This window comes from Micromonospora sp. NPDC052213, assembly GCF_040679695.1.
GTDB lineage: Bacteria > Actinomycetota > Actinomycetes > Mycobacteriales > Micromonosporaceae > Micromonospora.
Genome location: NZ_JBFAVI010000033.1, coordinates 14256 through 39700, shown reverse-complemented (window position 1 = coordinate 39700; position 25445 = coordinate 14256). Strand labels below are relative to the sequence as shown.

Below are 25445 nucleotides of genomic sequence, written 5' to 3'. Positions count from 1 at the left end.
ACCGTCCTTCAGTCGCTGGAACCCCCTGCACTGATGAGCTGCCCGAACAGGTCGGTGCTGATGTTGCCGCCGGAGACGACCAACCCGACCCGGCGGTGCAGCATTCGGACCCGACCGGCCAACATCGCGGCTACGGCAAGGGCGCCGCTCGGCTCAACGACGAGCTTCATCCGATCGAACAGGAATTTCATCGCGGTCAGAATTTCCTCGTCGGTGACCACGACGACGTCGTCCACGAGCCGCTGAATGATGGGAAACGTGACGTCGCCGGTCCGCTCCCCGGTCACACCGTCCGCGATGGTGCGGGGCACCGGTATGCGGACCGGTTGACCGGCCCGCAGAGATCGCCGGTTCTTGTCCCCGGCCTCGGTCTCCACCCCGACGATGTACGTGGTGGGTGCGATCGTCCGAAGGACGGTGGCACAGCCGGCCAGCTGCCCGCCACCGCCGAGCGGGACGACCAGCGCATCCAAACCGTCGACGTCGTCCCAGAGCTCCACCGCCGTCGTGCCCGCGCCGGCGACCACGTCCGGATGGTCGTACGGTGGGATCACGGTCAACCCGCGCTCGGCAGCGAGCCGGTCGGTAATTTCGAACCGGTCGTCGGTGTAGCGGTCGAACGTGACCACCTCGGCGCCGTAGTGGGCGGTGGCAGTCACCTTGGACGCCGGCGCGTCACGCGGCATGACAACGACGGCGTGGGAGCCGAGCACATGCGCGGCCAGCGCGACCGCCTGCGCGTGGTTACCTGAGGAGAAAGCGATGACGCCACGGCGGCGGGCGTCGTCGTTCAACCGGGCGACGGCGTTGTAGGCGCCCCGGAATTTGAAGGCACCGACGCGTTGGAAGCTCTCACACTTGACGAACACCGTGGTGCCCGTTCGCTGGTTCAAGGTGCGCGAAGTGAGGACGGGTGTGCGGTGGGCGACGCCGAAGAGCCGTTTGGCCGCGGCATGCACGTCGTCAGCGGTGACAGTGAGGCGATTCGTCATCGTGAGGTGGCTCCTTGCGGGACGGCTGTGGCGGGGAGCGGCGCGGAGGCGGGCTCGAGTCGACCGGAGCGAGCCAGCAGAGCGACAGCACCGGCGCAGGCTGCCCCCGTCGCGGAGAGCGCCAGCCAGGGCAGCGCGGGAAGCTCCCAACGCTCAGCGAGCCCCCAGACAGCGCCGGTAGCGAGGTTCCCGGCGGTGATCCCGATGCCGGCGAAAGTGTTGTACAGGCCGTAGTGGGTCGCGACAAGCCGGTCCTGGGCAAGCGCCACGATGGTGTCCATCTCGAACGGGTACGCCACCACGGCGCCCAGGGTGAGCAGCACCGTGGCGGCCAGGGTCGGAAGAATCGCCACGGTGGCCGCGCCCAGGGAACTCTGGCGGGCGGTCAGCCCGGCGGTCGCCGCCAGCGGCAGGAACGCCGCTGCCATCAGGGCCAGGCCGGCGGCGACGGCCCTGCCGGATTCCCAGCGATGCCGTGCCCAACCGGTGGTCCGGACCTGCCCCATGACCGCCACCACGGCGGAAAGGGCGAACAGGACACTGCTGCCAATGTCACCGCTCTCCCCCAGCACCTTCGCCGCCTGCAACGGAAGGGCGAGGTAGATCTGCGACGACAGCACGTAGGAACCGATCATGGCCAGGGAGAACAGAAGGAACGAGCGGTTGCCGACGACCTGCCGCCAGTCGGCTCGTACCCCACCGACACCGTGTGGCCGCCCGTCGACCGTGGGCGCGGACCGCGCCGGCAGGGCACGGACTTGTACCACGGTGAGCACCAGGAAGATCATCGCCGCGGTCATACAGACGAGCCGGAAGTCCTGGCTGATCAGGGCAAGCCCGACGACCGGCCCGATGAGGATGCCAGCTTGGTAGAAGACGTTGAATGCGGCAAACGCCTCGACGCGGCGTTCCCCGGCCTCCGCCGCGACGTACGCCCGCACCGCTGGATTGAACAGCGCGCCGGCGAGCCCGGTGGCCACCGACGCGATCAGCAGCATACGCAGGTCGGAGCCAAGACCGAGCAGCGCGAATCCCATGGTCCGCAGGGCACAGCCGAGGACGATCATCGGTTTGTAGCCGAGCCGGTCGGCGAGCATGCCGCCGACGAAGAACATGCCCTGTTGGCTGAGTGTGCGCACCCCCAGGATCAGGCCCACGGTCCAGGCGGCCATGCCCAGACCCGAAGCGAGATGGTTGGCCAGGTACGGCATCAGCATGTAAAAGCCGAGGTTGATGCCGAACTGATTGACCATCAACAGTTGGAGGGGCCGGTCGAACGAGCCGACCTGATGCCAGGTGCCCTTCACCACGGTCTCCTCCTGGCGTCCCAGCGCGCCCCAAGGCCGCTGCCGGCTCTGCCGTCCCCTGCGCCGGGCGGCGGCGCCGTTTCGACATCGGCACCACCGCGCGCTGCGGGATCGATGACGGTGACGCACCGGGTCCAGCGGGTAACCTCGCGCTCCTGCGGGTGGCCGAGGTGCTCGGGTTGCGGGGCCGGTGGCCGATCTAGCAGACGGTGGCGGCGGCAGTAGTCGTCGTTGAAGATGGTGTCGACGTATCGGGCCGCCCCGTCGGGAAAGATGGCCGCGACCCGGGTGGACGGAGGGTGGGTGCGGGCGACCCAGGAAGCGACAACCGCGACGGCGCCCACGCTCCAACCGCCGGTGAGGTAGCGGGCGGCAGCCAGACGCCGACATGCCCATACTGCTTCGGCCGGCGAGACCCAGTGCACTTCCGCGAAGGCCCCGTAGTCGACGTTGCGGGGGTAGATGCTGCTCCCCAGCCCTCGCATCAGGCGTGGCCGGTCGGGTTGACCGAAGATCGTCGACCCGACGGTGTCGACCCCGACCAGTCGCAGGTCCGGGTTCGTCTCCCGCAGCACTCGGGAGACACCGGCGCTGTGGCCGCCGGTGCCGACGCTGCACACCAACACGTCGACGTGTTTGAGCTGCGTCGCGAGTTCCCGGGCCAGTCCCTCGTAGGCCCGCACGTTGTCGGGGTTGTGGTACTGGTCGGGGCACCAGGCACCCGGGCGTTCCGCGAGCAGCTGGGCGACCCTGTCCCGGCGCGCCTGCTGCCAGCCGCCCTGCGGGTGCGGCCTGTCGACGACGTCGACCTTGGCACCGTAGGCGGCCAACAGGTGCCGCATGTGGGGTTCCATCCCCGCGTCGGTGACCAACGTGACGGGATGCCCGTAGAGCATCCCCGCCAAGGCCAGTCCAAGTCCGAGGGTCCCCGAGGTGGACTCGACAACTGGTGCTCCCGGAGCCAGGTCTCCTCTCCCTCGTGCCTGACCAAGTAGGTAAAGGCCTGGCCTGTCCTTGATTCCGCCGGGATTGTGGCCCTCCAATTTGGCCCAGAAGCCCGTCTCCTTCTGCCCGGTCAGGTCGGGAATCCATAGAACCGGGGTGTTTCCCACCAGGTGCTCGGGGGTCGCTGCGGCCATCGCCGCACTGGGGACAGGTTGATCTGCGACGCCGTGGGAGGCGTCAAGGTACTTCGCCACAACATGCCTTTCGTCGTCTCGTCTACGCCTACGGTCACCGTCAGGAAGCGCGGACCCTGTGGGATGGGTGTCCGCGCTGCCGGCGCCGCTATATGCGAAGGACCGACGAAGATGCTCCTGCCGTCGTGAGCGGCAGCAACGAATGCGTGAGGTGGCACGGCCATCGGTGGACGGATGAAGGGACGCCGTCCATGTGTCTGTGGGCGGGCAGGGCAGGGGAACCGATTGTCTCGGTGACGGACCTGTAGGGCATGACCATTGCCGCTGTCGCCAGATGCGGGCACCTCTCGGAGCGAGTTGGAGTGCTCGGGAGCGACGAGTCGGCGTCATCCGTGCCGGGCGAGGCGCCGTCGACCGGATGGTCGTGCTGGCCGGGTGGCATGGAATGGGCCGAGGCGGAGGGTGCGCACCAGCCGGCGAGCATGACCAGCCCTGCCACAGCCAGGAGGACCAGGAGGCTGGCCAGGGGAGCCTGCGACGCCGGGCGCAGCCAGTGACGTCGCACCACAGGTCCTCCCACTAGGCATAACAGTCGGAACCTGGGCGATAGCCCACATTCACCGACGCCAGCCTAGCCGCTGAGCAGTGAAAACTACAGATGGAGAGCTTTTCACTACACTGAGCGCCGCGGGTTGACGTGGGCCACACAGTCCAACCGCGGCGTCCGAGCATCGCCAGGACCTGCCCTGAGAGGCGGCGAGACGATCGGTGAACATGGGCTGACGGGCGGTCGTCACGGCGCACGGGGTGGCACCCCTCGGCGTCGGCGCTTTTCGCAGGAATCTCAGGCGCAGAAGAGGACGGTGGTGGCGACGCCGACCAGTGCCGGTGCGAGCACCGCGGCCAGCGGAAGTGCGACACGGGTCGACGTTCGGGAGCCGGGTTCCCCGGCCTGCAGGCGGTGCAGCCGCGTCGGCACGTCCGCTCCGGCCATCGGCAGGGCGTGCGCGGGGTGTGGAGCAGCGTTGAAGGCGATCAGCGCCGCGCGGACCGCGGGCGCGCCGCAGGCCCGCACGGCGGCCGCGTCGGCGGACAACTCGACCAGAAGGCGCATGGCACGCGGGGCGCGGCGGGTCAGCGGCACCCACGGCGCGGCCGCCGCCAGGACCTCGGCGAAGGCGACGATCAGATGGTGGCGGCCACGCAGGTGGGCCCGCTCGTGACACAGCACCGCCGCGCGTTGCGCCGCGGGCAGGCCCAGGACGCCGGCGCTGACGACGAGCAGGCCCCGACCGCCACCAACGCTGTAGGCCAGTGGCGCGCGATGCGGAACCCGCAGCACCGGTTCACGCTCCGGTGTAAGGGTTTCGCCGACCAGGGTCACCAGGTCCTGGTGTGCTTGTCGGGACCTGCGGTGCGAACGCCACTGCCGGACAGCAACGACCACGCATCGCGCGGCCAGCGCGGCGACCGCCACCATCCCGGCCACGCCGAGGACCTCGTCCTGCGCCGGCAGCCGGCCGTGACGCACCGCAAGCCAACAGTGGTGCGCGAGAGACTCTGCCCAGCCCTCGACACTGTCGGCGGGCGCGAGCAGCAGCACCACCCCGGCGGTGAAGGTCAGCAGCACTGCGGCCAGACTGCCCCACCAGGCGAGCAACACGGCGACCGGATCACGAACCCCGCCCACGGCGCGCTCCAGCAGAGCCGGGGCCAGCCAGGCCACGACGAACGCACCGACGACGAGGGCGATACCCGGGCTCACCGGCGATCCGACCGCTCGTCGAGCACCTGCCGCAACACCGCCAACTCCCGGTCAGAGGCCGAACGGGCGAAGTGCAGAAGCACCACGTCGGGTTGAAGACTCGTCTCCAGCATGCGCCGCAAGGTTCGAGCCACGAGTTCCTCCCGGCTCCCGGCGGGCCGATAGTGGTAGGCCTTGCCGCTCTTGTCGCGCAGCACCCACTGCTTGCGGTGCAGGTTGTCCAGCACAGTCATGACGGTGGTGTAGGCCAGGGTGCGTCCGGTCAGCCTGTCGAGCACCTCACGCACCCGCAGCGGCTCGCCCGCTCGCCACAGCACGTCCATGACCGCGGCTTCCAGCTCACCCAGGCCGTTCAACGGCACACCGCCTCCCACATCCAGGTCAGCCTACGCCGACCTGGCAGCGCCGTACCTCCGTGTTACGGCGTCAGGTTGGGGATGTCGAACCAGGAGAACGGCGCCCACGGCAGGTTACGCAGCACCGTGCTGTAGAGCAGGAAGCCGGCGACGTACGCCCCGTAGGCCCAGGCGGGCAGGCGCAGCGCGGGTAGCTCGCGGCCGAGCCAGGCCGAGGCGAGGAATCGCACACCGAGGTACGCCACGAATGGCACCGCGATCAGCGCGGCCAGGTGGTGGCGAGCGGCCTCGACGAGGTCGCCGTGCAGCAGGTAGTAGAACATGCGGGTGCCGCCGCAGCCCGGCCCGTTGATGCCGGTGAGGGCGTGCCACAGGCAGGGGCCGGTCGGGTCGGCGACCCGGTCGGTGGGATCGAATCGCAGCACGAATCCCACCGCTGCGGCCAGTACCGCAACCCCGGCAACCGATACCGCGCGTCGCAACGCCCGGTTAGGCGCCGCCATGACCTGACGCACGACAACCTCCTCGCTGCGCCAACGCTGGGCGCACACTCGCCGTCGCGTCATGTCCGCACCGTGACGCCCGACGACACTACTACTATCCGGCAATAGTAGATGGCATACGATCGGGGGGTGGCGCGGGATGATCCCGTGCCGCCACCGCAGGTCGCAGGGCGAGGCAAGGGAGCTTGGTGTGGCCCACAAGGGGCAGAATCGGTTGGCATGGATCGGCGTCGCGGTCGGCGTCCTCCTGCTGGTCACCGCCGCGGCCACCGCCGTCGGCTGGCGTGGCGACGCCACCTCCACCGGCTCGTCGGCGTTGGGCAGCGGCGGGCTGGGCCACGTGCACGGCCTGGGCGTGAACCCCGCCGACGGACAGCTGTACGTGGCCACCCACCACGGAGTGGTCCGGTTCTCCGGCGCCGAGGCGACCCGGGTCGGGGACGGCCGCCAGGACACGATGGGCTTCACGGTGGCCGGCCCCGACGAGTTCCTCGCCTCCGGGCACCCGGCACCCGGCGAGGACGGGCCGAGGCACCTGGGGCTGGTCCACAGCACCGATGCCGGCCTTTCCTGGCGGACCCTGTCCCTGGCCGGGCAGGCCGACTTCCACCTGCTGCGCTCTTCCGGCGGCATCGTGTACGGCCTCGATTCGACCAGCGGCGCCCTGATGGCCAGCACTGACCGGGTCACGTGGCAGACCCGTTCCACGATCGAGGCCTACGACCTGGCCGTCGACCCGCACCGCCCGGACACCCTCCTGGCAACCACGGAACAGGGCACGCGCCGCTCCACTGACGGTGGCCGCACCTGGGCACCGGCCGGCGGCCCGCCAGCGGTGCTACTGCACTGGTCTGCGCGGGAACTGGTGGCGGTCACGGCGGATGGCGCACTGGTGCGATCCGTCGACGGTGCGGCGACCTGGTCGCCCACCGCCGGCCGCGCACCGGGCGCCCCGGTCGCGCTCACCGTGCACGAGAACCTCATCTACCTGGCCACCGAGGACGGCCGGGTGTTGCGCAGCGCCGACTCGGGCGTGACGTGGCAGCCGATGACGTCCTGAGCGGACGACGTGCCCGAGTCGCCTGTGTCTGTCCAGGTGTGTGGCGGCCCGGTCGGATGGTCTCGACCGGGCCGCCGTTCATACGTGTGTTAGTGCTGTGCGGGGGTGAGTTTGACCCGGCGTAGCAGTTGGGCGTTGAGTGCCACCACGATGGTGGAGGCGGACATCAGCACCGCGCCGACGGCCGGGCTGAGGGTGAACCCCGTCCAGGCCAGGACGCCGGCGGCGAGTGGGATCGCCACCACGTTGTAGCCGGCGGCCCAGACCAGGTTCTGGATCATCTTCCGGTACGACGCGCGGGACAGCCGGATCACGCCCGTGACACCCCGCGGGTCCGACGAGGCCAGGATGACCCCCGCGGACTCGATCGCGACGTCGGTACCGGCGCCGATCGCCAAACCGACGTCGGCGCGGGCCAGGGCCGGCGCGTCGTTCACACCGTCGCCGACCATCGCCACGGTCAGCCCCCGGGCCTGCAACTCCGCGACCGCCCGGTCCTTGTCCGCGGGCAACACCTCGGCGAAGACCTCGTCCACCCCCGGCCGGAACCCCAGATCAGCAGCGACCGCCTCGGCGACCGGCCGGGCATCCCCGGTAATCATCACGATCTAACCCCCATGCGCCGTCCACCTCCAACCGGAACCATATACCCCCTAGGGGTATATGGTTCCGTCGGGCCATGACCCACTCCTCCCCTGCTACAACGACGGTTCGGAAGCCCGACGGGCAGCACGGGACGTCACCCCTACCCCCCAGCCGTATCGAACCCTGACCCGGGGAGGCGGGTACACCCTCGTCGTGTCGCAGCCACCGGGAGCGAGGGCGAGCCAGGAGGCTCCAGCAGCAGACGGGACAGCATGCACAGGGACACTTCTGCCGCCGCCCGCCGTCGCAGCCGCGGTCGCCGCTGTCGCCGCGTACGGCCGGACGCCCAACTTCCCGACCCCACTGGCGATCGGGACCGAGGCAGCCGTTGTCCTCGCTGCCACCGGATGGATCGCCGACCCCGGTCGACAGCGCGCCGAGCAAACACGAGCAGGTCATGACGGCCGCCAAGGCTCCCGACGGCATCAACCCCCGCCGAAGAAGGGATCGTCGCCATCGCTGAGAACCGGGCGACCTGGTGAGCGCCCACCTGAACCGGGCCAACCACCCCAGAATGTGAAACAACTACTTATAGCAGCTGAAGGCATGTTCGCCTCAAAAACCTGGAAAGCACTCCGACCGGACATGAATCCTTCTTATGTTCGTCGTGGCTCGTCTTCCTGAGCCGACCAGAAGGGAGTGAGGGACATGTCCAAGAGGTTTCTGACCCGGCTCGCCGGCGGGGTAGCGCTGGGCAGCGCCGCCCTGCTGCTCGGTACGCCCGCCGCCGCGCTCGCCGCGCCCTACGGACACCCGGAGCCCGGGGCCTGGGACCGCACCGAGGTTGTCTGCGCGAACACCGAGCAGAGCAACGAAGTGATCGTCGCCCAAATCATCAAGGACAACACCATCCGGGACAGCGACGTCAGCGTCGAGCAGTCCGCAGCGGTCGAAACGACGAACGACAACAGGACTCAGCCCAACAACGTCGTCGTCTGCATCGGCAACGTCGACGTTGACGTCGACGTGGAGTAGGACCGGGAGCCGCTCGAGTCGCTCCAGCGCGCCGGTATCAGCGGGTCCGGCTCGCCGGTGGACCAGCATGCCGGCAACCGGGTGGTCGGGGTGACGAAGGCTTGAGGAGGTTCTTCGCGGGCAGCGGTCGGCTGCCCGCGAAGAACCGCCGGTGGTCGGGGTCAGTGATGCCCGCAGAGCAGGAGACGGAGTGCGGTCGTGGGGCACGCGATCCACCCAATGTTGATCGTGTTCCCCTCGGGGCTGCTTGCCACCGCGGTGATCTTCGACATCGTGTATCTGGCCGCCGACCGCCCGGGGTTCGCCCTGGCGGCGGGTTACATGATCGCGGCGGGATCATCGGTGGGCTGACAGCGGGGTCCTCGCCCTGGTGTTCGGTTTCGCCGGTGCGGCCCTGGCCGGTGTTACCGGATGGCTTGGCGGCGAGCCTGGTCGAGCGGCCCGGGGTCGGCGTGGACGACGGCGCCGACGTGAAGGCGCCGAGTTCGCTGTCCCACAAGCACGCCTGAATCTCCGATCGAACGAGGGGTGGACCGGGCTGATGGCAAGCAGACACGAAACTCCGCAACCAGCTGGGTCGAGCACAGTCCAGCGGTTGGCCACCACCGGGCGTACCGTCGCCCAAGCCCGCGGCACAGGCTTGCCGGGCAGGACGAGAGGCGGGGCTGAGCCGGCCGGAGCACTCGTCGTGCCACCTGTGAACAGTCGCGACGTCGACCGCTGCTGAGATGGACTGGGCCGGATGGGCGTTGTTCGGGTTGGTCGCTACCGTGGCGCTCACCGCAGCGCTGATCACTGCACAACTGGCCGGCCTTACTCGCCTCGACATTCCCCTGGTACTCGGGACCATCGTCACCGAGGATCCCGACCGCGCCCGGGTCGTCGGGTTCTTCATCCACCTCTGCGCCGGTCAGGGCTTCGCCCTCGGCTACGCGGCCATGTTCGCCCTGCTGCACCGCGCCACCTGGTGGATCGGGGCGCTGATCGGGAGCCTCCACGTCGGGATCGCGCTGACGATTCTCCTGCCGCTGCTTCCGGGTTTCCACCCGCGCATGGCCTCGCAACGGGCGGGCCCGGCAAGCACAGCCGTGTTGGAGCCGCCTGGCCTGTTCGCCCTCAACTACGGGGTCCAAACTCCCGCGGTCGCGGCCGTCGTCCACATCATCTACGGAAGCGTCCTCGGACTGCTCCTTCAGGCCGACTGACCGGCGTCACGCGACTCGACAGGAAACCATCTCCATGACTGGCGGGCCCGACGTGACGTGGCCTCGGCCCCCGGCGCCCATCAGCGACTACGGGCTGCTGGGTGACACACGCACCGCTGCCCTCGTCGCCTCTGACGGCGCGATGGACTGGCTCTGCCTGCCCCGCTTCGACGGCGAGCCGCTGTTCGGCCGGCTGGTCGGGGGCCCGGACGCCGGAACCTTCCGGCTCGGCCCAGCCGGGCCGGCCACGGTCGTCGAACGACGTTACCGGCAGCACACCGCCACACTGACGACGACCTGGGCGGCGGGCAGCAGCCGCCTCACCCTCACCGAGGCCATGGTGGCCGAGGTCAGCGGTCGCCTGCTGCCCACGACACTGATCGTCCGGCGCCTGTCGGCCGAGGGGGCGACGGTGGACGCTGTCGTCGAGTTCGACCCCCGCCTCGGCGTACGGCACCGCAGGCCCCGAGTCCACCGCCGGCGCCGGGCCCTGTTGTGTGATTGGGGGTCGCTCGCGGTCTCTCTGGTCGCCGCACCCGACCTCACCATCGAGCCAGGCCGACCTGCCCCGATCACGGTCAGGCCGGGCCGACCGATCACCCTCGTACTGGCCGTGGCCCACCGCGAGCCGCTGATCCACGTCGAACCGGCTGCAGCCTGGGAACTGCTCGTCGAGGACGAGAACCGATGGCGTGCCTGGAGCACCGAAATCGACGCGTCGCTGCCGTTCCGGGAGCACGTCGTACGAAGCCTGCTGACCCTGCGGCTGTTGACCTACTCGCCCTCGCAGGCCCCGGTGGCGGCACCCACGACGTCCTTGCCCGAGGATCCCGGCGGGGTGCGGAACTGGGACTACCGCTACGTCTGGCCCCGTGACGCCAGCATCGGCGTCAGCGCCTTCCTCAGCGTCGGCAAGGCAGCCGAAGCCCACGGTTTCCTCGCGTGGCTGTTGCACGCCAGCCGGCTGCAGCGGCCACGCCTGCCGGCCCTACTCACCCTCCACGGCCGCCACGTACCCGCGGAACGGGAGGTGCCCGGCTGGACCGGCTATCTCGGCAGCCTTCCGGTACGGATCGGCAACGGCGCTGCCGGGCAACACCAACTCGACGGCTACGGCTGGGTGATCGACGCCGCCTGGGCGTTCGCGCAGTCCGGACACCGCCTCTACACGGAGACGTGGCGCGCGGTGCGCGGCTTCGCCGACCTGGTCGCCCTTCGCTGGCAGGAGCCCGACGCCGGCATTTGGGAGGTCCGCGAACCCGACCAACACGTACATTCCAAGCTCATGGGCTGGCTCGCCTTGGACCGGGCCCTGCGCATCGCCGACACCCACCCACTGCCAGACCGCCAACGTCGGCGCTGGCAGAAAGCCCGAGATGCCATCGCCGCCGAGGTCCGGACACGCGGCTTCGACCCGACGACGAACAGCTACGTCCGCAGCTACGGCTGCCAGGACCTCGACGCGGCCCTGCTCGTCCTGCCGCTGTTGGGCATGGACAGCGTCGACTCGCCCCGTGTGCATGGCACCATCGACGCCATTCGGGACAGACTTTCCGCTGGTGGTCCCCTCCTCTACCGCTACCCGCCGGGACGTGACGGCTTCCCCGGTACCGAAGGCGCGTTCCTGCCCTGCTCGTTCTGGCTCGTTCAAGCCCTCGTCCGCACCGGGCGCCGCACCGAGGCGCTCGAGCTGTTCCAGACCATGCTCGACCACGCCAGCCCGCTCGGGCTCTACGCCGAGGAGTTGGACCCCGCGACCGGCGCCCACCTCGGCAACTACCCCCAGACGCTGACCCACGCCGCGCTCGTCCAGGCCGCACTCGCGATTCGAGACGCCCCCTAGCCACCCGTCACGGTGGCGGCCATCGCCAACCCGCTGGTTCAAGGACGACCAAGTCCGCGGTACCGGCCCGGCAGATGCCTCACCTGCTTTGCGTCGCCACCTCCGCCGTCGCGGCCGGCCACCTGGCCCCCAACGGCCGGCGGTCGGACCCGTCTCGCCAGACGTTGGAGGACGTCCTCGCGAGGCCGCACAGTTCGTCCAGGACAATCTGGCTCGCGGCGGTGAGTGCTGGTCGGCTGCGCACGGCCGCATAGACGTGGCGGCTCAACGGCCGGCGCAGCGGGCGGGTGTCAACGTGGTAGCGACGGTCGACGGCAAGCTCGGGCAGGAGCGACACGGACAGGCCGGCTTCGACATGCGCCAGGAGCAGCTCGTAGCTGGCGAACCGGCCAGCCACCACCGGCTCGAAGCCGGCCTGCCGGCAGGTACTCGTCACCAGGTTCGACAGGTACGTGCCGGGCATGTCGATGGACCACGCAGCATCGGCGAAGTCGGCCAGGTCTACCGGCTCGTCCGATGCGGCCTGCGACCGTGGCAACACGAGCACAATGGCATCGGTGAGCAGAGGGATGTTGTGCACGTCAGGATGCAGCGGCATGGACCCGTCGATGAAGTCCGCCGTCACGATGATGTCGTAGTCGCCGCGACGCAGGGCCGGTTGGCTGGCCTGCGGATCGAGTTCGGCGACCTCAAGCTCGATCCTGGGATGTGTCTTCCGGAGCCGGGCGGCGAGCGGAATGACGACGGCCTGTACGGCGCTGGAGAAAGCCGCGAGGCGTACCGGTCCCGTCGGTTGTCCGGAGAGGCCCCGCAAGTCCACCTCGGCGGCCTTGATCTGGTCGAGGATGATGCGGGCGTGTCGGGCGAGCGTGCGCCCGGCAGGCGTGAGCTGTACGCGGCGGCCGGTACGCCGCAGGAGTTCGGTGTGGGTCTCCGCCTCCAGGACCGCCAGCTGCGCCGACACTGCCGACGGACTCATGTGCAGGGCCGCGGCGACGGCCCGCATGGTGCCGAGGCCGTCCAGCAGGCTGAGCATCTCCAGGCGCGCCGTGTTCAGCCGCATCGGAACTCCTTGTACGCGATTTCCGCACAGCGTAGCCAGAAACCTCAGCTTTTCGCGTATAACGAACGGCCCTATCGTGAGGCGTATGACGCTGACTACGGAGCGGAGTACCGCCGAACAGTTCTGGTCTGACGTCGACCGCCATCTGGTGCGCTACGGCGGTCCGTTCACTCCCGAGATCATCGAGCGCGCGGCCGGCAGCTTCGTGTACACCGCCGACGGCCGGCAGATCCTGGACTTTACCTCAGGTCAGATGAGCGCCATTCTCGGCCACTGTCATCCCGCGATCGTCCACACGGTGCAGCGGGAGATCGCCAGCCTGGACCATCTATTCAGCGGCATGCTGTCGCGCCCGGTCGTCGACCTCGCGCGCCGGCTCGCCGAGTCCCTCCCCCCGCCACTCGAGAAGGCGCTGCTGCTGACGACCGGCGCCGAGTCGAACGAGGCGGCCATTCGGATGGCGAAGCTCGTGACGGGCAAACACGAGGTCGTCGCCTTCGCCAAGTCGTGGCACGGCATGACGCACGCCGCGGCCGCCGCAACCTACAGCGCCGGCCACCGGGGCTACGGGCCTACGCCGCCGGGAAACTTCGCGATCCCCACGCCCAACCCGTACCGCCCCGACTTCACCACCTCCGACGGCGAGTTCGACTGGCAGCGGCAGCTCGACTACGGCTTCGCCCTCGTCGATGCCCAGTCGTCGGGGAGCCTCGCGGCGTGCATCGTCGAGCCGATCCTCAGCTCGGGCGGCATCATCGAGCCACCGCCGGGCTACTTCGCCGCCCTGGCGCGCAAGTGCCGCGAGCGTGGCATGCTGCTGATCGTCGACGAGGCGCAGACCGGTCTGTGCCGCACCGGCACGTGGTACGCCTTCCAACGCGACGGCATCGTGCCCGACATCCTCACGCTCTCCAAGACGCTGGGCGCCGGCCTACCGCTCGCCGCGGTGATCACGACCGAAGAGATCGAACAACGGGCACACGAGCGGGGTTACCTCTTCTACACCACACACGTGTCCGACCCCCTCGTCGCCGCCGTCGGCAACACCGTGCTCGACGTCCTCCAACAGGAGCAGATGGACATACGGGCACGGGAGCTGGGCGAGTTCCTGCGCGCCGGCCTGCTTGACATCAGGGACCGGCACGACGTGGTGGGAGACGTACGGGGGCGCGGCCTGATGCAGGGGATCGAACTCGTCCTCGACCGGGAAACGCGTGAAGGCTCGGACGTCCTCGGTGCCCAGGTCACCCGCCGCTGCCTCGAACTCGGCCTCCACATGAACGTCGTGCAACTGCCCGGCATGGGAAGCACCTTCCGGATCGCCCCGCCCCTCACCACGACGCGAGAGGAACTGGCCCTCGGTCTGGAAATCCTGGACCAGGCGATCGGCGAAGCGGCGCCGGCCTGACCGGCCGCGTCACCCGTTCCCGTCGGCGCTGACGGCATCACCTGGCCGCCGACGCACATCGGATCGAGTGCGGCGTCGGGCGTCAGCACCTACCACGGCATGGATAACGATCATCGATGCTCAATGATTCGCGACGATGCACGACGTCGTTAGGATTATCCGGGTGGGAGCAGCGCCGAATCGCCGCCGACGCCGACTCGTCCTTCCCGCGCTGCTGTTCGTCGTCGGCGCACTGGCCCTCGCCCCACCATGGCTACTCTGTGGGAGATCGGAACCCGGAAGGTGGTCGGCACCCTGACCCTGCCGCCGAACACCCATCTGCGGGCGCTCGCCTTCAGCCCCGCCGGCGACGTGCTCGCCACGGGTGGCGGCAATGACGACGGGGCCACCGAGACCGTGATGCTGTGGGACGTCGCGTCCCGGACGAACACCGCCACAATCGAGGCGGATGACAAGGCGGCCAACTCGTTGGCGTTCACGCCGGACGGCCGGACCCTGGTCGTCGGGTTCGCAGTCGGCGAGCAGGGCGACGGCGAAGTCGAACTGTGGGACGTCGCTGGCGTCGAGCGGCTGGAGACTCTGGCTCACCCGGGAGGTGCGGTGACGTCGGTGGCCGTCGGCGGGGCCGGGCGGGTGCTCGCCAGCGCCACCTACGATGGCTCGGTCCGACTCTGGACGAAGGACGGGTGAGCTCCCACCGCCCGCCTGGAGGCAGGCCCGTCAACGCTGGCGACTCACCTCAGCCGGGCCCGGCGCGGCCGCGGACCGTTCCGAGCAACAACACCGTCCAGCTCAGGACAGCACACGGTAGGTCACGTGCGTAACCGATGTCGCGGCTCGCGACGTCACCTGCTCGAGTTTCAGCGGCGGGACACCCTCGAACAGCCGCGTGCCGGCACCGAGCGTGAGCGGCACGATGTGCAGCCGCAGCTCGTCGATCAGGCCGGCGGCGAGGTACTGGTTGATGGTGGTCGCGCCGCCCAGGATCGCGACATCGCTGTCGCCGGCCACCGCGCGTGCCTGTGCCAGTGCCGACTCGACTCCGTCGGTGACGAAGTAGAACGTGGTGCCGCCGTCCATCGGCTGCGGGTGGCGCGCGTGGTGGGTGAGCACGAAGACCGGGGCGTGGAACGGTGGGTCGTCGCCCCACCAGCCGTTCCACTGCCGATCCCACTCGCCACGCACTGGGCCGAACATGTTGCGCCCCATGACGAATGCCTTGGCGGCGGTCATCTGGTCGACCTCGGCCCGGTTCTCGGAGGGAGTGTCGAACATCCAGGCGTGCAGCTTGCCGCCCGAGCCGTCGCCGCCGTCGTCGCCGAACGGGCGTTCCTCGGTCTGGTTGAGCCCGGCCGAGTACCCGTCGGCCGAGATCGTGATGTCGCAGATCGCCCTTCCCATTTTGGTCTCTCTCCTTCATGCGTTCGGGGGCGGGTGAGGTAGTCGTCGGGGGCGGTGGGTCCGAGTTCGTCGAGGATGGTGGTCGAGGATACGAGTTTTGCGCAGCCGCACGTAGGCCGATTCGACATCCTGCCGGGCTGGCAATGTGGACCGCCGTTCGCGCCATGCCACCGCTTCAAAGGAGGGCTTCAGAATGCAGCGAACAACAACAAAGTGATCGGTCCCAACTTAACGTATATCGCACTGGGGGGCTTGCCGCAAGACCCGGGGCCTACCGCAGAATCGTCGGCCGGACCCAAGAAATGGCCGAAGAAATGAGGGCACGACGTGCGAGCGTTGTTGACGACCTATGGGAGGCGCGGTGACGTCGAACGGCTGGTCGCGTTCAGGGTGCGGTTGCGGCCGATCGACGCGCAGATGTGGGTGTGCGCACCGCCCGAATGGGCGGAGCGGCCAGCCGACCGTCACCGGGGAAGGCAGGCAGAATTGAGGGCAACCCGAGAAGGTTGGACCGAGCTCGAGACGCGGGTGATCCGCCCGGTCGGTGGAGCGCAGCGGAGGACGGCTGCCTCGGAGGTAACGCGATGATCGAGCAGTACGTGTTGAGTCTCCAAGAGGTCGACGAGACACAGGCCGCGATCGTTGGCGGCAAGGGCGCGCACCTGGGGGCGTTATCACGGATCGACGGCGTCAGCGTGCCGGCTGGTTTTTGCGTGACAACGAACGCCTTCCGGCGGATCATGGCCGAAGCGCCGTCGATCGACGGCCGGCTCGATCAGCTGTCGCGCCTGAAGCCGGACGACCGGGAGACGATCCGCACGCTCAGTGCGGAGATCCGCCGGACCATCGAAGCGGTCGTCCTCCCCGACGACGTGGCGGCAGCCCTCACCCGGGCGCTCACCCAGCTGGGTGAGCGAGCTGCCTACGCCGTCCGGTCCAGCGCGACGGCAGAGGACCTGCCGACGGCCTCCTTCGCGGGGCAGCAGGACACGTACCTGAACATCATGGGGCTGACGGCGATCCGCCAGCACGTCAGCCGGTGCTGGGCCTCGCTGTTCACCGAACGGGCCGTGACCTACCGTCAGCGCAACGGCATCGACCACCGCGCGGTCCACATGGCCGTTGTCGTGCAGAAGATGGTCTTTCCGCAGGTGGCCGGTGTCCTGTTCACGGCCGACCCCGTCACGTCCAACCGGAAGGTCGCCGCTGTGGAGGCCAGCTTCGGCCTCGGCGAGGCTCTGGTCTCCGGGCTGGTGAACGCGGACGCCTACAAGGTGCGCGACGGTGAGATCATCGACAAGGCGATCGCCACCAAGCGACTTGCCATCCACGCCCTGCCGGCTGGCGGGACGAAGGAACAGGCGGTCGACTCGGAGCGGCAGGAGCAGCCGGCGCTGACGGATGCACAGGTCGTGCGGCTGGTGCAGCTGGGCCGGCGGATCGAAGCCCACTTCGGCCACCCGCAGGACGTCGAATGGTGCCTGGTCGACGATGACTTCCAGATCGTCCAGAGCCGGCCCATCACCACGCTGTTCCCCGTCCCCGAGACGGACGACGGAGCCAACCACGTCTACGTCTCCGTCGGTCACCAGCAGATGATGACGGACCCCATGAAGCCCCTGGGGCTCTCCGTGTGGCAGCTGACGGCCCTCGCGCCGATGCACGACGCCGGTGGTCGACTGTTCGTCGACGTCACCCGGGCCCTGGCATCGCCGTCGAGCCGCGCCGGCCTCCTGGAGCTCGTGGGAAGATCCGATCCGCTGACCAGGGACGCGCTGGAGACCGTCATCGACCGCGGCGACTTCATCCCGTCGCTGCCCGATCCGGGCCCACCAGGGCCGCCCGCTGGCGGCGGCGCCCCCACACCGGTCGAGACCGATCCGGCCGTCGTCACCGACCTGATCGAACGCAGCCAGGAGTCCATCGCCACCTTGCAGCGCGACATCGCGACGAAGTCCGGGCCGGCGCTGTTCGACTTCCTCCTGGCGTCCTTCCAGGAGCACAAGCGGCTCCTCGGCAATCAGCGAAGCATGCAGGTGATCATGGCGGGGATGGAAGCCTCGTGGTGGCTCAACGAGCAGCTGCAGGCGTGGCTGGGCGAAAAGAACGCGGCCGACGCGCTCACGTTGTCCGCGCCCCACAACGTCACGTCGGAGATGGGGCTGGCGCTCCTGGACGTCGCCGACGTCATCCGCCCGCATCCGGAGGTCGTGACCTTCCTGCAGGAGGTCGAGGACGAAGGCTTTATGGATGAGCTGACCGAACTCCCGGGCGGCCAGGATGCGCGAGACGCCATCAGGGCCTACCTCGACAGGTACGGCATGCGCTGCGTCGGCGAGATCGACATCACGAGGCCGCGCTGGAGCGAACGCCCCACCACGCTGGTGCCCCTCATCCTCGACAACATCCGGAACTTCGAGCCGGGCGCACGCGAGCGGCGCTTCGAGCAAGGACGCCAGGAGGCGGAGAAGAAGGAACACGACGTCCTCAAGCGCTTGCGGGCCATGCCGGACGGGGAACGGAAAGCCGAAGAAACCAAGCGAATGATCGACCGGGTCCGCACCTTCATCGGGTACCGGGAGTATCCGAAGTACGCCATTGTCAGCCGCTACCTCGTCTACAAGCAGGCCCTGCTCAAGGAGGCCGAGCGCCTCGTGCAGGCCAACGTGCTTCGCGAGAGGGAAGACAGCTTCTACCTGACGTTCCAGGAGCTTCACGACGTCGTGCGCACGAACCAGGTGGATGATCAGCTCATCCGGCGGCGCAAGGACGCGTTCAGGTCGCACCAAGCGCTCACACCGCCCCGGGTGCTCACGTCGGAAGGGGAAGGCATCGCCGGGGCGTACCGACGGGACGACGTGCCGCACGGCGCGCTGGTCGGCCTCCCGGTTTCCGGTGGAATCGTCGAGGGGCGGGCTCGCGTCATCCTGGACATGTCCGAGGCCGATCTCGCACCAGGCGACATCCTGGTCACCGCCTACACCGACCCGAGCTGGTCACCCCTGTTCGTCGCGGTTGAGGGGTTGGTGACGGAGGCGGGCGGCCTCATGACCCACGGGGCGGTGGTCGCCCGGGAGTACGGCCTGCCCGCCGTCGTCGGTGTGGAGCATGCGACCACGCTGATCCGGGATGGGCAGCGGATTCGCGTGCACGGAACCGACGGGTACGTCGAGATCCTTCCCTGAGTCCCGTCGGCCGAGATGGTTGTCCGAGCTTGCCAAAGGCTCCGGCCAGCGACATGAGCGGCATGGACTTCCGACGAACGCTGACTTCGATCACGAGCGCCCGGAGCGGTCAGGCGGCGACCGCCCGTGGACGGGGACGTCACGGGCGGTGCCGCGCGAACGGCACCCCCACGTGACCTCCACCGTCCACGGCGGCCGGTGACCGTTGCCGAAGCACGAGTACGGCGAGTCACCCGTGCGGGTCGCCGAGGATCACACCCCGGTGCAGGTCAGTGACGGTGGTCGAGCAGCGCGTCGGCGAGCTTTTCGGGGTCGATCCCGTTGACCGCCCGGAGCTGGTCGAACAGGTCCCGGGGGATGGCGGAGAGCCCGCTGACCGCGCCGGCCATCCCGGTCGCGATCGCGCCGATGGTGTCGGTGTCCCCGCCGAGGTTCGCCGCCAGCACGGCGCAGCGCACCGGGTCCGCGTCCGAGCGGACCAGCAGACCGACCGCGGCGGGCACCGTCTCGGCGGTCGCCACGCCGCCACCGACCAGGTCGTAGAGGTCCGCGAGGAAGTCGACGTCGTCCCCGGGCTGCCGCGCCAGGTCGGCGGCCCACCGGGCGCGGCGGACCACCGAGGGGCTGACCACCTGCTCGCCCCGGGTCGCGCCGAGCCGGCCCGCCTCGTACCCGACCTCCAGCGCCTCGGCCAGCCGGGTGGGCCGGTCGGCCGGGTCAGGCGCCTCGACAGCGGCGCTGATGGTGCCCGCGACGAGGCTGGCGCCACTGATTGCCACGCTGGTGTGGTGGGACATCAGCGAGGCGGCCACCACTGCGTCGACCAGCGCGTCGAGTCGCTCGCTGCGGTGCAGCAGGCCGACCGGGGCGATCCGCATCGCGGCGCCGTTGGTCTCCCCGCCCTTGCCGGTCTCCGCCGGGTCGGCCCCCTCCCGGAGCCGCCGGATCGCCTGGGCCGAACTGGGGCCGAGGAAGTTACCCTCGCTCGCCCCCACCCGGTCGGCCCACTCGACGAGGTGCCGGGCGACCACGGCGGTGTCCACGGTGCCGCCTGCGGCGAGGATTGCCTCGGCAAGCATGTACGTCTGCTGCGTGTCGTCGGTGACCTGGCCGGCGACGAAGCCGTCCACCACGAAGTGGCCGTCCGGGCCGGGAAGGAAACGGTCGATCCAGCCGAAGGTCGACACGACCCGCTGGCGTGGCCACAGCTCGCCGGGCATGCCCATGGCGTCGCCGAGCGCGACCCCGGCTAGGCAGCCCCGGGCCCGATCCGCCGTGGTCACGGTGTCCAGCGTCGCTCGGTCGGTCATGTCGGGTACTCCATTCATCGGTTCTACAGTGGTCACAACGATCCCCACCCCGTCAGCCGGGCCCAGACGACCACGCCGACCACCACGGCGGTCAGCGCGGCGATGGCGGGATCACGCCAGGTCGGACGCAGGATGGTCAGCGCGGTGGGCTGCCGGGTAATGCCGTAGCCGCGGTTGAGCATCGCGGCGGCCAACTCCTCGGACATCCGGATGCCGGTGGAGAAGAGCGGCACCATGATGGTGGTGTAGGCGCGAATCGCACCGATCATCCCGCCGTCGATCTTCGCGCCCCGGGCCCGCTGGGCGTCCAGCACCTGGTTGGCCCGGTGCTGCATGGTCGGGACGAACCGCAGGGCGGTCATCACGATGAAGACCACCGGAAACGGCAGCCGGGCCATGCGCATCAGGGCGACGAAGTGCTCCACCGGCGTACTGACGATCAGCGCGGCGGTCAGGCACACCATGGTGAGGATCCGCAGTCCCAGATTGGCGCCGTGGGCCAGGCCGCCGACGGTCAACGGCAGGCCGTCACCGAACCAGAGGTGCACCAGCACCCGGGCGGAGGATGACGAGCCGAAGTCACCGGGACCCCGACTGAGCGCCGCGAAGACCAGAATCAGGACGACGACCGGGGCCAGGGGCGCCAGCAGCTTGCCCACCTGCCGCCCCGGCACGCCCAGCGCGGGCAGGAGCAGCAGCGAGCCGACGGCCAGCAGCGCGTTGGGCAGCGGGTGGGCGAACTGGAAGGTCAACACCACCGCGACCACGAAGACGAGGAGTTTGGTGCGGACGTCCATCCGGTGGAAGAAGCTCGTGCCGGGCCGGTACTCGAGGAACATCAGGCTTCCTCCCACAGTTCGACGAACGCTTCCACGGTGGTGACCGGGGGCAGCCCGAGCCGCCGGGCCAGGCGGGTCACCTGGGGTGCGACGAGTTGGGTCCCGGCGAGCAGCTCCTCGTCGGCGAAGAGGTCGGCCACCGGGAGGTCGGCGCGGAGCCGCCCGGCATCGAACACCAGCGCCCGATGCGCGTACTCGGCGACCAGGGGCATGTCGTGAGTGACCATCAGGATGGTCCGGCCGGCCCGGTTCAACTCGCGGACCAGGTCCATGATCGCCCGCGCGCCGCGCCAGTCCTGGCCGGTCGTCGGCTCGTCGACGATGAGGATCCGGGGTTCCAGGGCCAGGACGCTGGCCACCGCCAGCCGCTGCCGCTGCCCCTTACCGAGCCGGAACGGGTGGTGGTCGAGGTGGGCGCGCATGCCCACCAGGTCGAGCACCTCGCGTACCTTCTCCTCGATCCGGTCCTCCGCCCAGCCCGCGTTGCGCAGCCCGAACGCGACCTCGTCGCGGACGGTCGGGGCGAAGATCTGGTGGTCCGGATTCTGGAAGACGTATCCGACGTCGGTGGCCAGGTCGCTGACCGAGCGGTCGCCGGTGGGGCGGCCATACACCCGCAGCTGGCCGGCAGTGGGACGGAGCAGGCCGTTGAGGTGCCGGGCGAAGGTCGTCTTCCCGGCGCCGTTACGGCCGAGCAGGGCGACGAACTCGCCTTCCCGGACCCGGACGTCCACGTCGGACAGGGCCTGGACCCCGGAGGGGTAGCGGTGGCCGAGGCCGGTCGCCTCGATCACGACGGCCGCGCCCGCCGCAACCGCAGGCTGCGGTTCCCGGGCGCTGGTGCGTGCCCGGGCGGTGACCGGCAGCCGGTCCTGGAGCACGGCGACCGCCTCGTCCAGGGTCACCGCCGTCCGGTCGGCGGGCAGCCGGCCGGCCCGCTGGAGCGCGTGGCAGACGGTGGTCACCTGCGGTGGTCGCAGTCCCACCGCCTCGGCCCGTTCCGCGGCGGCGAAGAACTCCGCCGGTGGGCCGTCGTGTACGAGGGCACCGTCGTGCAGGACGATCAGCCGGTCGGCCCACTGCGCCACGAGTTCCGGCTCGTGCTCGACCAGGACCACGGTCCGGTCCCGGTCGGCGGCGGCCTGCTCCACCACCGCGAACACCTGGGCCGTACCGGCCGGGTCCAGTTCGCTGGTCGGCTCGTCGAGCACGAGGATCTCCGGAGCCATGGCCAGGATGCCGGCGATGGCCAGCCGCTGCTGCTGCCCACCGGACATCTGCCCGGTGTCCCGGTCGGCCAGCTCGCCGAGGCCGACCGCGTCGAGGGCCCGGCGGGCCCGGTCGAGCACCTCGGCGCGGGGCAGCCCGAGGTTCGCCGGGCCGACCGCCGCGTCGTCCAGCGCGAGCCGGCCGGTGATCTGCGACTCCGGGTCCTGCATGACCAGGCCGACGTGCCGGACCAGGTCGACCACGTCGTGTTCGACGGTGTCCAGGCCGACCGCGGTCAGGTACCCGTGCATCTCACCGTCGTGATGGTGCGGGATGAGCCCGTTGAACATCATCAACAGGGTGGTCTTCCCGGCCCCGGTGGCGCCCATGACGGCGACCCGCTCGCCGCGCCGGATCTGGAAGGAGACGTCGGTGAGCTGGCGCTCGGTGGCCGACCGGTACCGGAAGCCGACGCCGTCGGCGCGCAGTACGGCGTCCGGGTCGCCGGTGCCCCGCGACTCGCCACCGGCGGCTCGGGTCAGTCCTCGGGTGGTCATGGTGCCTCCTCGGTCAGGTCGGCGACCACGCTCACCGGCAGCGAATCGGGGAAGGCGGCACGGACCGTGGTCAGGTCGGTCGGGCGGCAGCTCACCAGGACGCACGCCGACGGGCCGGCGGAGCGGTCGACCGGTACGGGATGGTCGGTCCGCCAGTCGACGGTGAGCCCGGCGCTGGCCGCGAGCTGCGGCACCTCCCAGGCCAGGCCCTTGGAGCCCACCGGAAGCGCGTCGTGGACGACGCCGCTGTCGAGCAGGGCCCGCAGGTCGGCGAGGCCGACCAGGTCGGGGTGGCCGGGGACGACCCGGTCCCGGGGCGCCGAGCGGGGCAGGCCCAGGCAGACCACCACGTCTCCCGAGCGGGAGGCCCCGGGGCGCAACGCCCCGTGAGCCGCCTCGCCGAGGACGGTCACCCCGATGCCGGTGGCGACGGTGGGGACGTTGTCCTCGGTCGTACCGGTGACCCGGTCGGCGTCGAGGCCGACCTCGGCGGCGAGCGCGACGACCGCGGCGATCATCTCCCGGCCCTGCGGGTCGGCCTCCACGCAGAGCGTGTTGACCACGAGGGTCGGGGTGGCTCCGGCGCAGAGCACCTCCAGCAACGGCACGCGGGTGGCGAAGTGCGCGGTGGTCGACGCCGGTACGGCCACCGTGTCGTGCGGCTTCGGGCCGATGCCGCCCACCGAGTCGCAGGCGACGACCAGGCAGCTGTCGGTGAGGTCGAGTACGGTGAGGTCCCGGATTCGCCGGACGCCGCGTACCGCGCCGGTCATCTGGTCTCCTCCTCTGCGAGGCCGGCGGAGCGCAGGGCCCGGGTCGCGGCGGCAGCGACCAGGATGTTGATCGCCGACCCGACGGTGAGCGGCAACACGAGCGCGGCGAAGAGTCCGACGCCGCCGATCGGGATCATGATGGCGGCGCCGCCGACCCCGTTGAGCACGATGCCGACGACGATCGCGAGCCAGATGTTCACCCGGCGGGCCAGCAGGCCGAAGATCGCCACGAAGACGGCCATCTCGGCCGCGACCAGCAGGTGGACGGGGAGGCCGAGCGGGAAACCGGTGGTCAGGGCGGAGAGCAGGTGCCCGAGCGCCCCGACGATGGACCCTTCGAGCGGGCTGAACGCGGCGGCGGCGAGGAAGGCGGGCGCGGAGTCGAGCGCCACCGTGCCGGTCGGGCTGGGCAGCTTGATGAACGCGCCGACGGCGCTGAGCGCGACGAGGATGGCGATGCGGGCGATCCGGCGGGGGGTGAAGAAGCGCGCGGCACCGCGACGGCGTTCGACCCGCCGGGCTTCGGCATTGCTCGGGCCGGTTTCTTTCTGCGCTCGGAGACCGTCACGAGGCTCGTTCGGACCGTGCTTGATGTTTCGCTCGCTGCGCTCGCTCATGGGGGAACCTCCGGTCAGCTTTCGGTGGTGGGGGGTGTGTGCGAAGAACGGGCCGCCTCGAGGTCGAGGTCGGTGCGGATGGTGAACCGATCGGCGCGCAGGACGCTCTTGACGTACTCGACTGCGCGATCGGCGGCGTCGTAGGTGACCCGTTCGACCAGGAAGGCGGGGGCGCCGACCCGCTGGTCGAGGCAGGTCGCCTCGAAGTCGTCGAGGACGGTGGCGGTGAGCTGCTCGTGCCCGCGTACCGGCTGGATGCCGAAGGCGCGCAGCGAGTCGTAGAGCGACCGGTCGTTCAGGTCGATGCCGAGCAGGGGGGCGCACCGGTCGGCGGAGAGCCACACCGTCTCCAGCGACACCGGGCTGCCGTCGAGGGAACGGACCCGGCGCAGCTCGATCACCGTGTCCGGGCCGTCGGCGACCCGGAGGACCTCGCAGAGCCGGGCGGAGGGACGGACGGCGCCCATGGCGAGGACCTTCGAGCGGACCCGGTGCCCGCGCCGGGCCAGTTCGGCGGAGAACCCGTGCAGGAACCGCATGTCGTGCTCGACCCGGGGTTCGGCCACGTACGTACCGTCGCCCTGCCGCCGGTTGACGAGCCCGTCGCGTTCGAGGCGGGTCAGCGCCTCGCGGACCGTGGCCCGGCTCACGCCCAACTGCTCGGCCATGGCCCGTTCTGTGGGCAGCCGGCTGCCCGGGGGAAGGTCGGAGCCGCCGAGCCGCTGCCGCAACGCCTCGTAGACCTGGTAGTACGCGGGTACCGGCCGGGTCTCGTCGACGACGACATCGCTGATGTCGGCGGGCTCGTACATGATCACCTCGAACATTGGGCGGTTATTGGTCCTGGACGCTAGACCAATAACCGCCCAATGACAATGGCCTGGTCAAGCTGTGTCTGGTGGAGTGACCCCGCGACGGACTCCCCGACTCGTCCGAGTGGCCGATGCGCGGCCCGGCCGGGGCCTGCTCCTGGTCGACCGCGCCCGGCGGGTCCGGTTTCGAGGCCGACTGCCGGACCTTCCGGCCCGCACTGCGCCAGCGCTCGCGAAACCGGGGCCGGGTGGCGCCACCGGCGGCCTTGACCCTGGCCACGATCCAGCGAGGTTCGTGAACCAGCCACCCGGAGGCATCCGGGCCTCCCATAGACGTACGCGTTTACGCGAGCGCCAGGCGCAACCGATCCACGGCAATGTCGTTCCAGGAAGGCCCAGATGACAGCTCTGACCCGCGAGCAGGGTGTGGCGGCCGGTCTTGACCGGCGCCCTGGTCCTGGCAGGGTTGGCCACGGCCGCG

The 25445-nt window shown here is 70.0% G+C and carries 22 protein-coding genes and 1 pseudogene; 8 read left to right on the top strand and 15 right to left on the bottom strand.

What is annotated here, in order from left to right:
• Positions 1-8: 8 nt before the first annotated feature.
• From AB0L34_RS11410 to AB0L34_RS11385, 6 genes are all read right to left on the bottom strand, one after another.
• Complete coding sequence (locus AB0L34_RS11410; protein ID WP_363704014.1) at positions 9-992, bottom strand: threo-3-hydroxy-L-aspartate ammonia-lyase; 984 nt, start codon at positions 990-992, stop codon at positions 9-11.
• Positions 989-2299: an MFS transporter gene (locus AB0L34_RS11405; protein WP_363704012.1), complete on the bottom strand. Its 1311-nt coding sequence runs from the start codon at positions 2297-2299 to the stop codon at positions 989-991. Before AB0L34_RS11405 ends, AB0L34_RS11410 begins: the two co-directional genes overlap by 4 nt.
• Positions 2296-3438: a PLP-dependent cysteine synthase family protein gene (locus AB0L34_RS11400; RefSeq protein ID WP_363704010.1), complete on the bottom strand. Its 1143-nt coding sequence runs from the start codon at positions 3436-3438 to the stop codon at positions 2296-2298. Before AB0L34_RS11400 ends, AB0L34_RS11405 begins: the two co-directional genes overlap by 4 nt.
• 844 nt (positions 3439-4282) lie before the next feature.
• Positions 4283-5203: a M56 family metallopeptidase gene (locus AB0L34_RS11395; RefSeq protein ID WP_363704008.1), complete on the bottom strand. Its 921-nt coding sequence runs from the start codon at positions 5201-5203 to the stop codon at positions 4283-4285.
• Complete coding sequence (locus AB0L34_RS11390; protein WP_363704036.1) at positions 5200-5559, bottom strand: BlaI/MecI/CopY family transcriptional regulator; 360 nt, start codon at positions 5557-5559, stop codon at positions 5200-5202. Before AB0L34_RS11390 ends, AB0L34_RS11395 begins: the two co-directional genes overlap by 4 nt.
• Positions 5560-5621: 62 nt before the next feature.
• Positions 5622-5984, bottom strand: coding sequence for a DUF2752 domain-containing protein (locus tag AB0L34_RS11385; protein WP_363704006.1), 363 nt, complete (start codon positions 5982-5984; stop codon positions 5622-5624).
• Between the two features lie 268 nt (positions 5985-6252).
• Between AB0L34_RS11385 and AB0L34_RS11380 the strand changes: the two genes are divergently transcribed.
• Positions 6253-7122, top strand: a complete 870-nt coding sequence (locus tag AB0L34_RS11380; protein ID WP_363704004.1) for a F510_1955 family glycosylhydrolase — start codon at positions 6253-6255, stop codon at positions 7120-7122.
• 89 nt (positions 7123-7211) lie between these two features.
• On the opposite strand, the pseudogene AB0L34_RS11375 reads toward AB0L34_RS11380, so the two are convergent.
• Positions 7212-7730: pseudogene (locus AB0L34_RS11375) on the bottom strand (HAD-IC family P-type ATPase); the annotation flags it as partial.
• A gap of 685 nt (positions 7731-8415) precedes the next feature.
• Between AB0L34_RS11375 and AB0L34_RS11370 the strand changes: the two are divergent.
• The 4 genes from AB0L34_RS11370 (at position 8416) to AB0L34_RS11355 (ending at position 11790) form a co-directional block, all read left to right on the top strand.
• Positions 8416-8742 (top strand): hypothetical protein, encoded by a 327-nt coding sequence (locus AB0L34_RS11370; RefSeq protein WP_357464578.1) that lies wholly within the window; start codon positions 8416-8418, stop codon positions 8740-8742.
• Positions 8743-8940: 198 nt separating this feature from the next.
• Positions 8941-9093 carry a DUF2231 domain-containing protein gene (locus AB0L34_RS11365; protein WP_363704002.1) on the top strand — a complete coding sequence of 51 codons (153 nt, stop codon included), beginning with the start codon at positions 8941-8943 and terminating at the stop codon, positions 9091-9093.
• Between the two features lie 377 nt (positions 9094-9470).
• Entirely contained in the window at positions 9471-9947 is a 477-nt protein-coding gene (locus tag AB0L34_RS11360) for a hypothetical protein (RefSeq protein WP_363704000.1), read from the top strand.
• A 34-nt stretch (positions 9948-9981) separates the two neighbouring features.
• On the top strand, positions 9982-11790 hold the full coding sequence (locus AB0L34_RS11355; protein WP_363703998.1) for a glycoside hydrolase family 15 protein: 1809 nt from the start codon (positions 9982-9984) through the stop codon (positions 11788-11790).
• A 79-nt stretch (positions 11791-11869) separates the two neighbouring features.
• Here the strand turns inward: AB0L34_RS11355 and AB0L34_RS11350 are convergent, their stop codons facing one another.
• Positions 11870-12853 (bottom strand): LysR family transcriptional regulator, encoded by a 984-nt coding sequence (locus AB0L34_RS11350; protein WP_363703996.1) that lies wholly within the window; start codon positions 12851-12853, stop codon positions 11870-11872.
• A gap of 85 nt (positions 12854-12938) precedes the next feature.
• On the opposite strand from AB0L34_RS11350, the gene AB0L34_RS11345 reads away from it, so the two are divergent.
• Both AB0L34_RS11345 and AB0L34_RS11340 read left to right on the top strand, forming a co-directional pair.
• Positions 12939-14261 carry an aspartate aminotransferase family protein gene (locus tag AB0L34_RS11345; protein ID WP_363703994.1) on the top strand — a complete coding sequence of 441 codons (1323 nt, stop codon included), beginning with the start codon at positions 12939-12941 and terminating at the stop codon, positions 14259-14261.
• 249 nt (positions 14262-14510) lie between these two features.
• Positions 14511-14951, top strand: coding sequence for a hypothetical protein (locus AB0L34_RS11340; RefSeq protein ID WP_363703992.1), 441 nt, complete (start codon positions 14511-14513; stop codon positions 14949-14951).
• Positions 14952-15053: 102 nt separating this feature from the next.
• Here AB0L34_RS11340 and AB0L34_RS11335 read toward each other — a convergent pair whose 3' ends face one another.
• Positions 15054-15662: a dihydrofolate reductase family protein gene (locus AB0L34_RS11335; RefSeq protein ID WP_363703990.1), complete on the bottom strand. Its 609-nt coding sequence runs from the start codon at positions 15660-15662 to the stop codon at positions 15054-15056.
• A 584-nt stretch (positions 15663-16246) separates the two neighbouring features.
• On the opposite strand from AB0L34_RS11335, the gene rph reads away from it, so the two are divergent.
• Complete coding sequence (gene rph / locus AB0L34_RS11330; RefSeq protein WP_363703988.1) at positions 16247-18847, top strand: rifamycin-inactivating phosphotransferase; 2601 nt, start codon at positions 16247-16249, stop codon at positions 18845-18847.
• A 269-nt stretch (positions 18848-19116) separates the two neighbouring features.
• Here the strand turns inward: rph and AB0L34_RS11325 are convergent, their stop codons facing one another.
• The 6 genes from AB0L34_RS11325 to AB0L34_RS11300 are packed head-to-tail and all read right to left on the bottom strand — an operon-like array spanning position 19117 to position 24979.
• Positions 19117-20157, bottom strand: a complete 1041-nt coding sequence (locus AB0L34_RS11325; protein WP_363703986.1) for an ADP-ribosylglycohydrolase family protein — start codon at positions 20155-20157, stop codon at positions 19117-19119.
• 32 nt (positions 20158-20189) lie between these two features.
• Entirely contained in the window at positions 20190-20996 is an 807-nt protein-coding gene (locus AB0L34_RS11320; RefSeq protein ID WP_363703984.1) for an energy-coupling factor transporter transmembrane component T, read from the bottom strand.
• Entirely contained in the window at positions 20996-22762 is a 1767-nt protein-coding gene (locus AB0L34_RS11315; protein WP_363703982.1) for an energy-coupling factor transporter ATPase, read from the bottom strand. Before AB0L34_RS11315 ends, AB0L34_RS11320 begins: the two co-directional genes overlap by 1 nt.
• Positions 22759-23535: a hypothetical protein gene (locus AB0L34_RS11310; RefSeq protein WP_363703980.1), complete on the bottom strand. Its 777-nt coding sequence runs from the start codon at positions 23533-23535 to the stop codon at positions 22759-22761. The genes AB0L34_RS11315 and AB0L34_RS11310 overlap by 4 nt, the downstream gene beginning before the upstream one ends.
• Positions 23532-24152 carry an ECF transporter S component gene (locus tag AB0L34_RS11305; protein ID WP_363703978.1) on the bottom strand — a complete coding sequence of 207 codons (621 nt, stop codon included), beginning with the start codon at positions 24150-24152 and terminating at the stop codon, positions 23532-23534. Before AB0L34_RS11305 ends, AB0L34_RS11310 begins: the two co-directional genes overlap by 4 nt.
• Before the next feature lie 14 nt (positions 24153-24166).
• Positions 24167-24979: a GntR family transcriptional regulator gene (locus AB0L34_RS11300; protein ID WP_363703976.1), complete on the bottom strand. Its 813-nt coding sequence runs from the start codon at positions 24977-24979 to the stop codon at positions 24167-24169.
• Between the last annotated feature and the right edge of the window lie 466 nt (positions 24980-25445).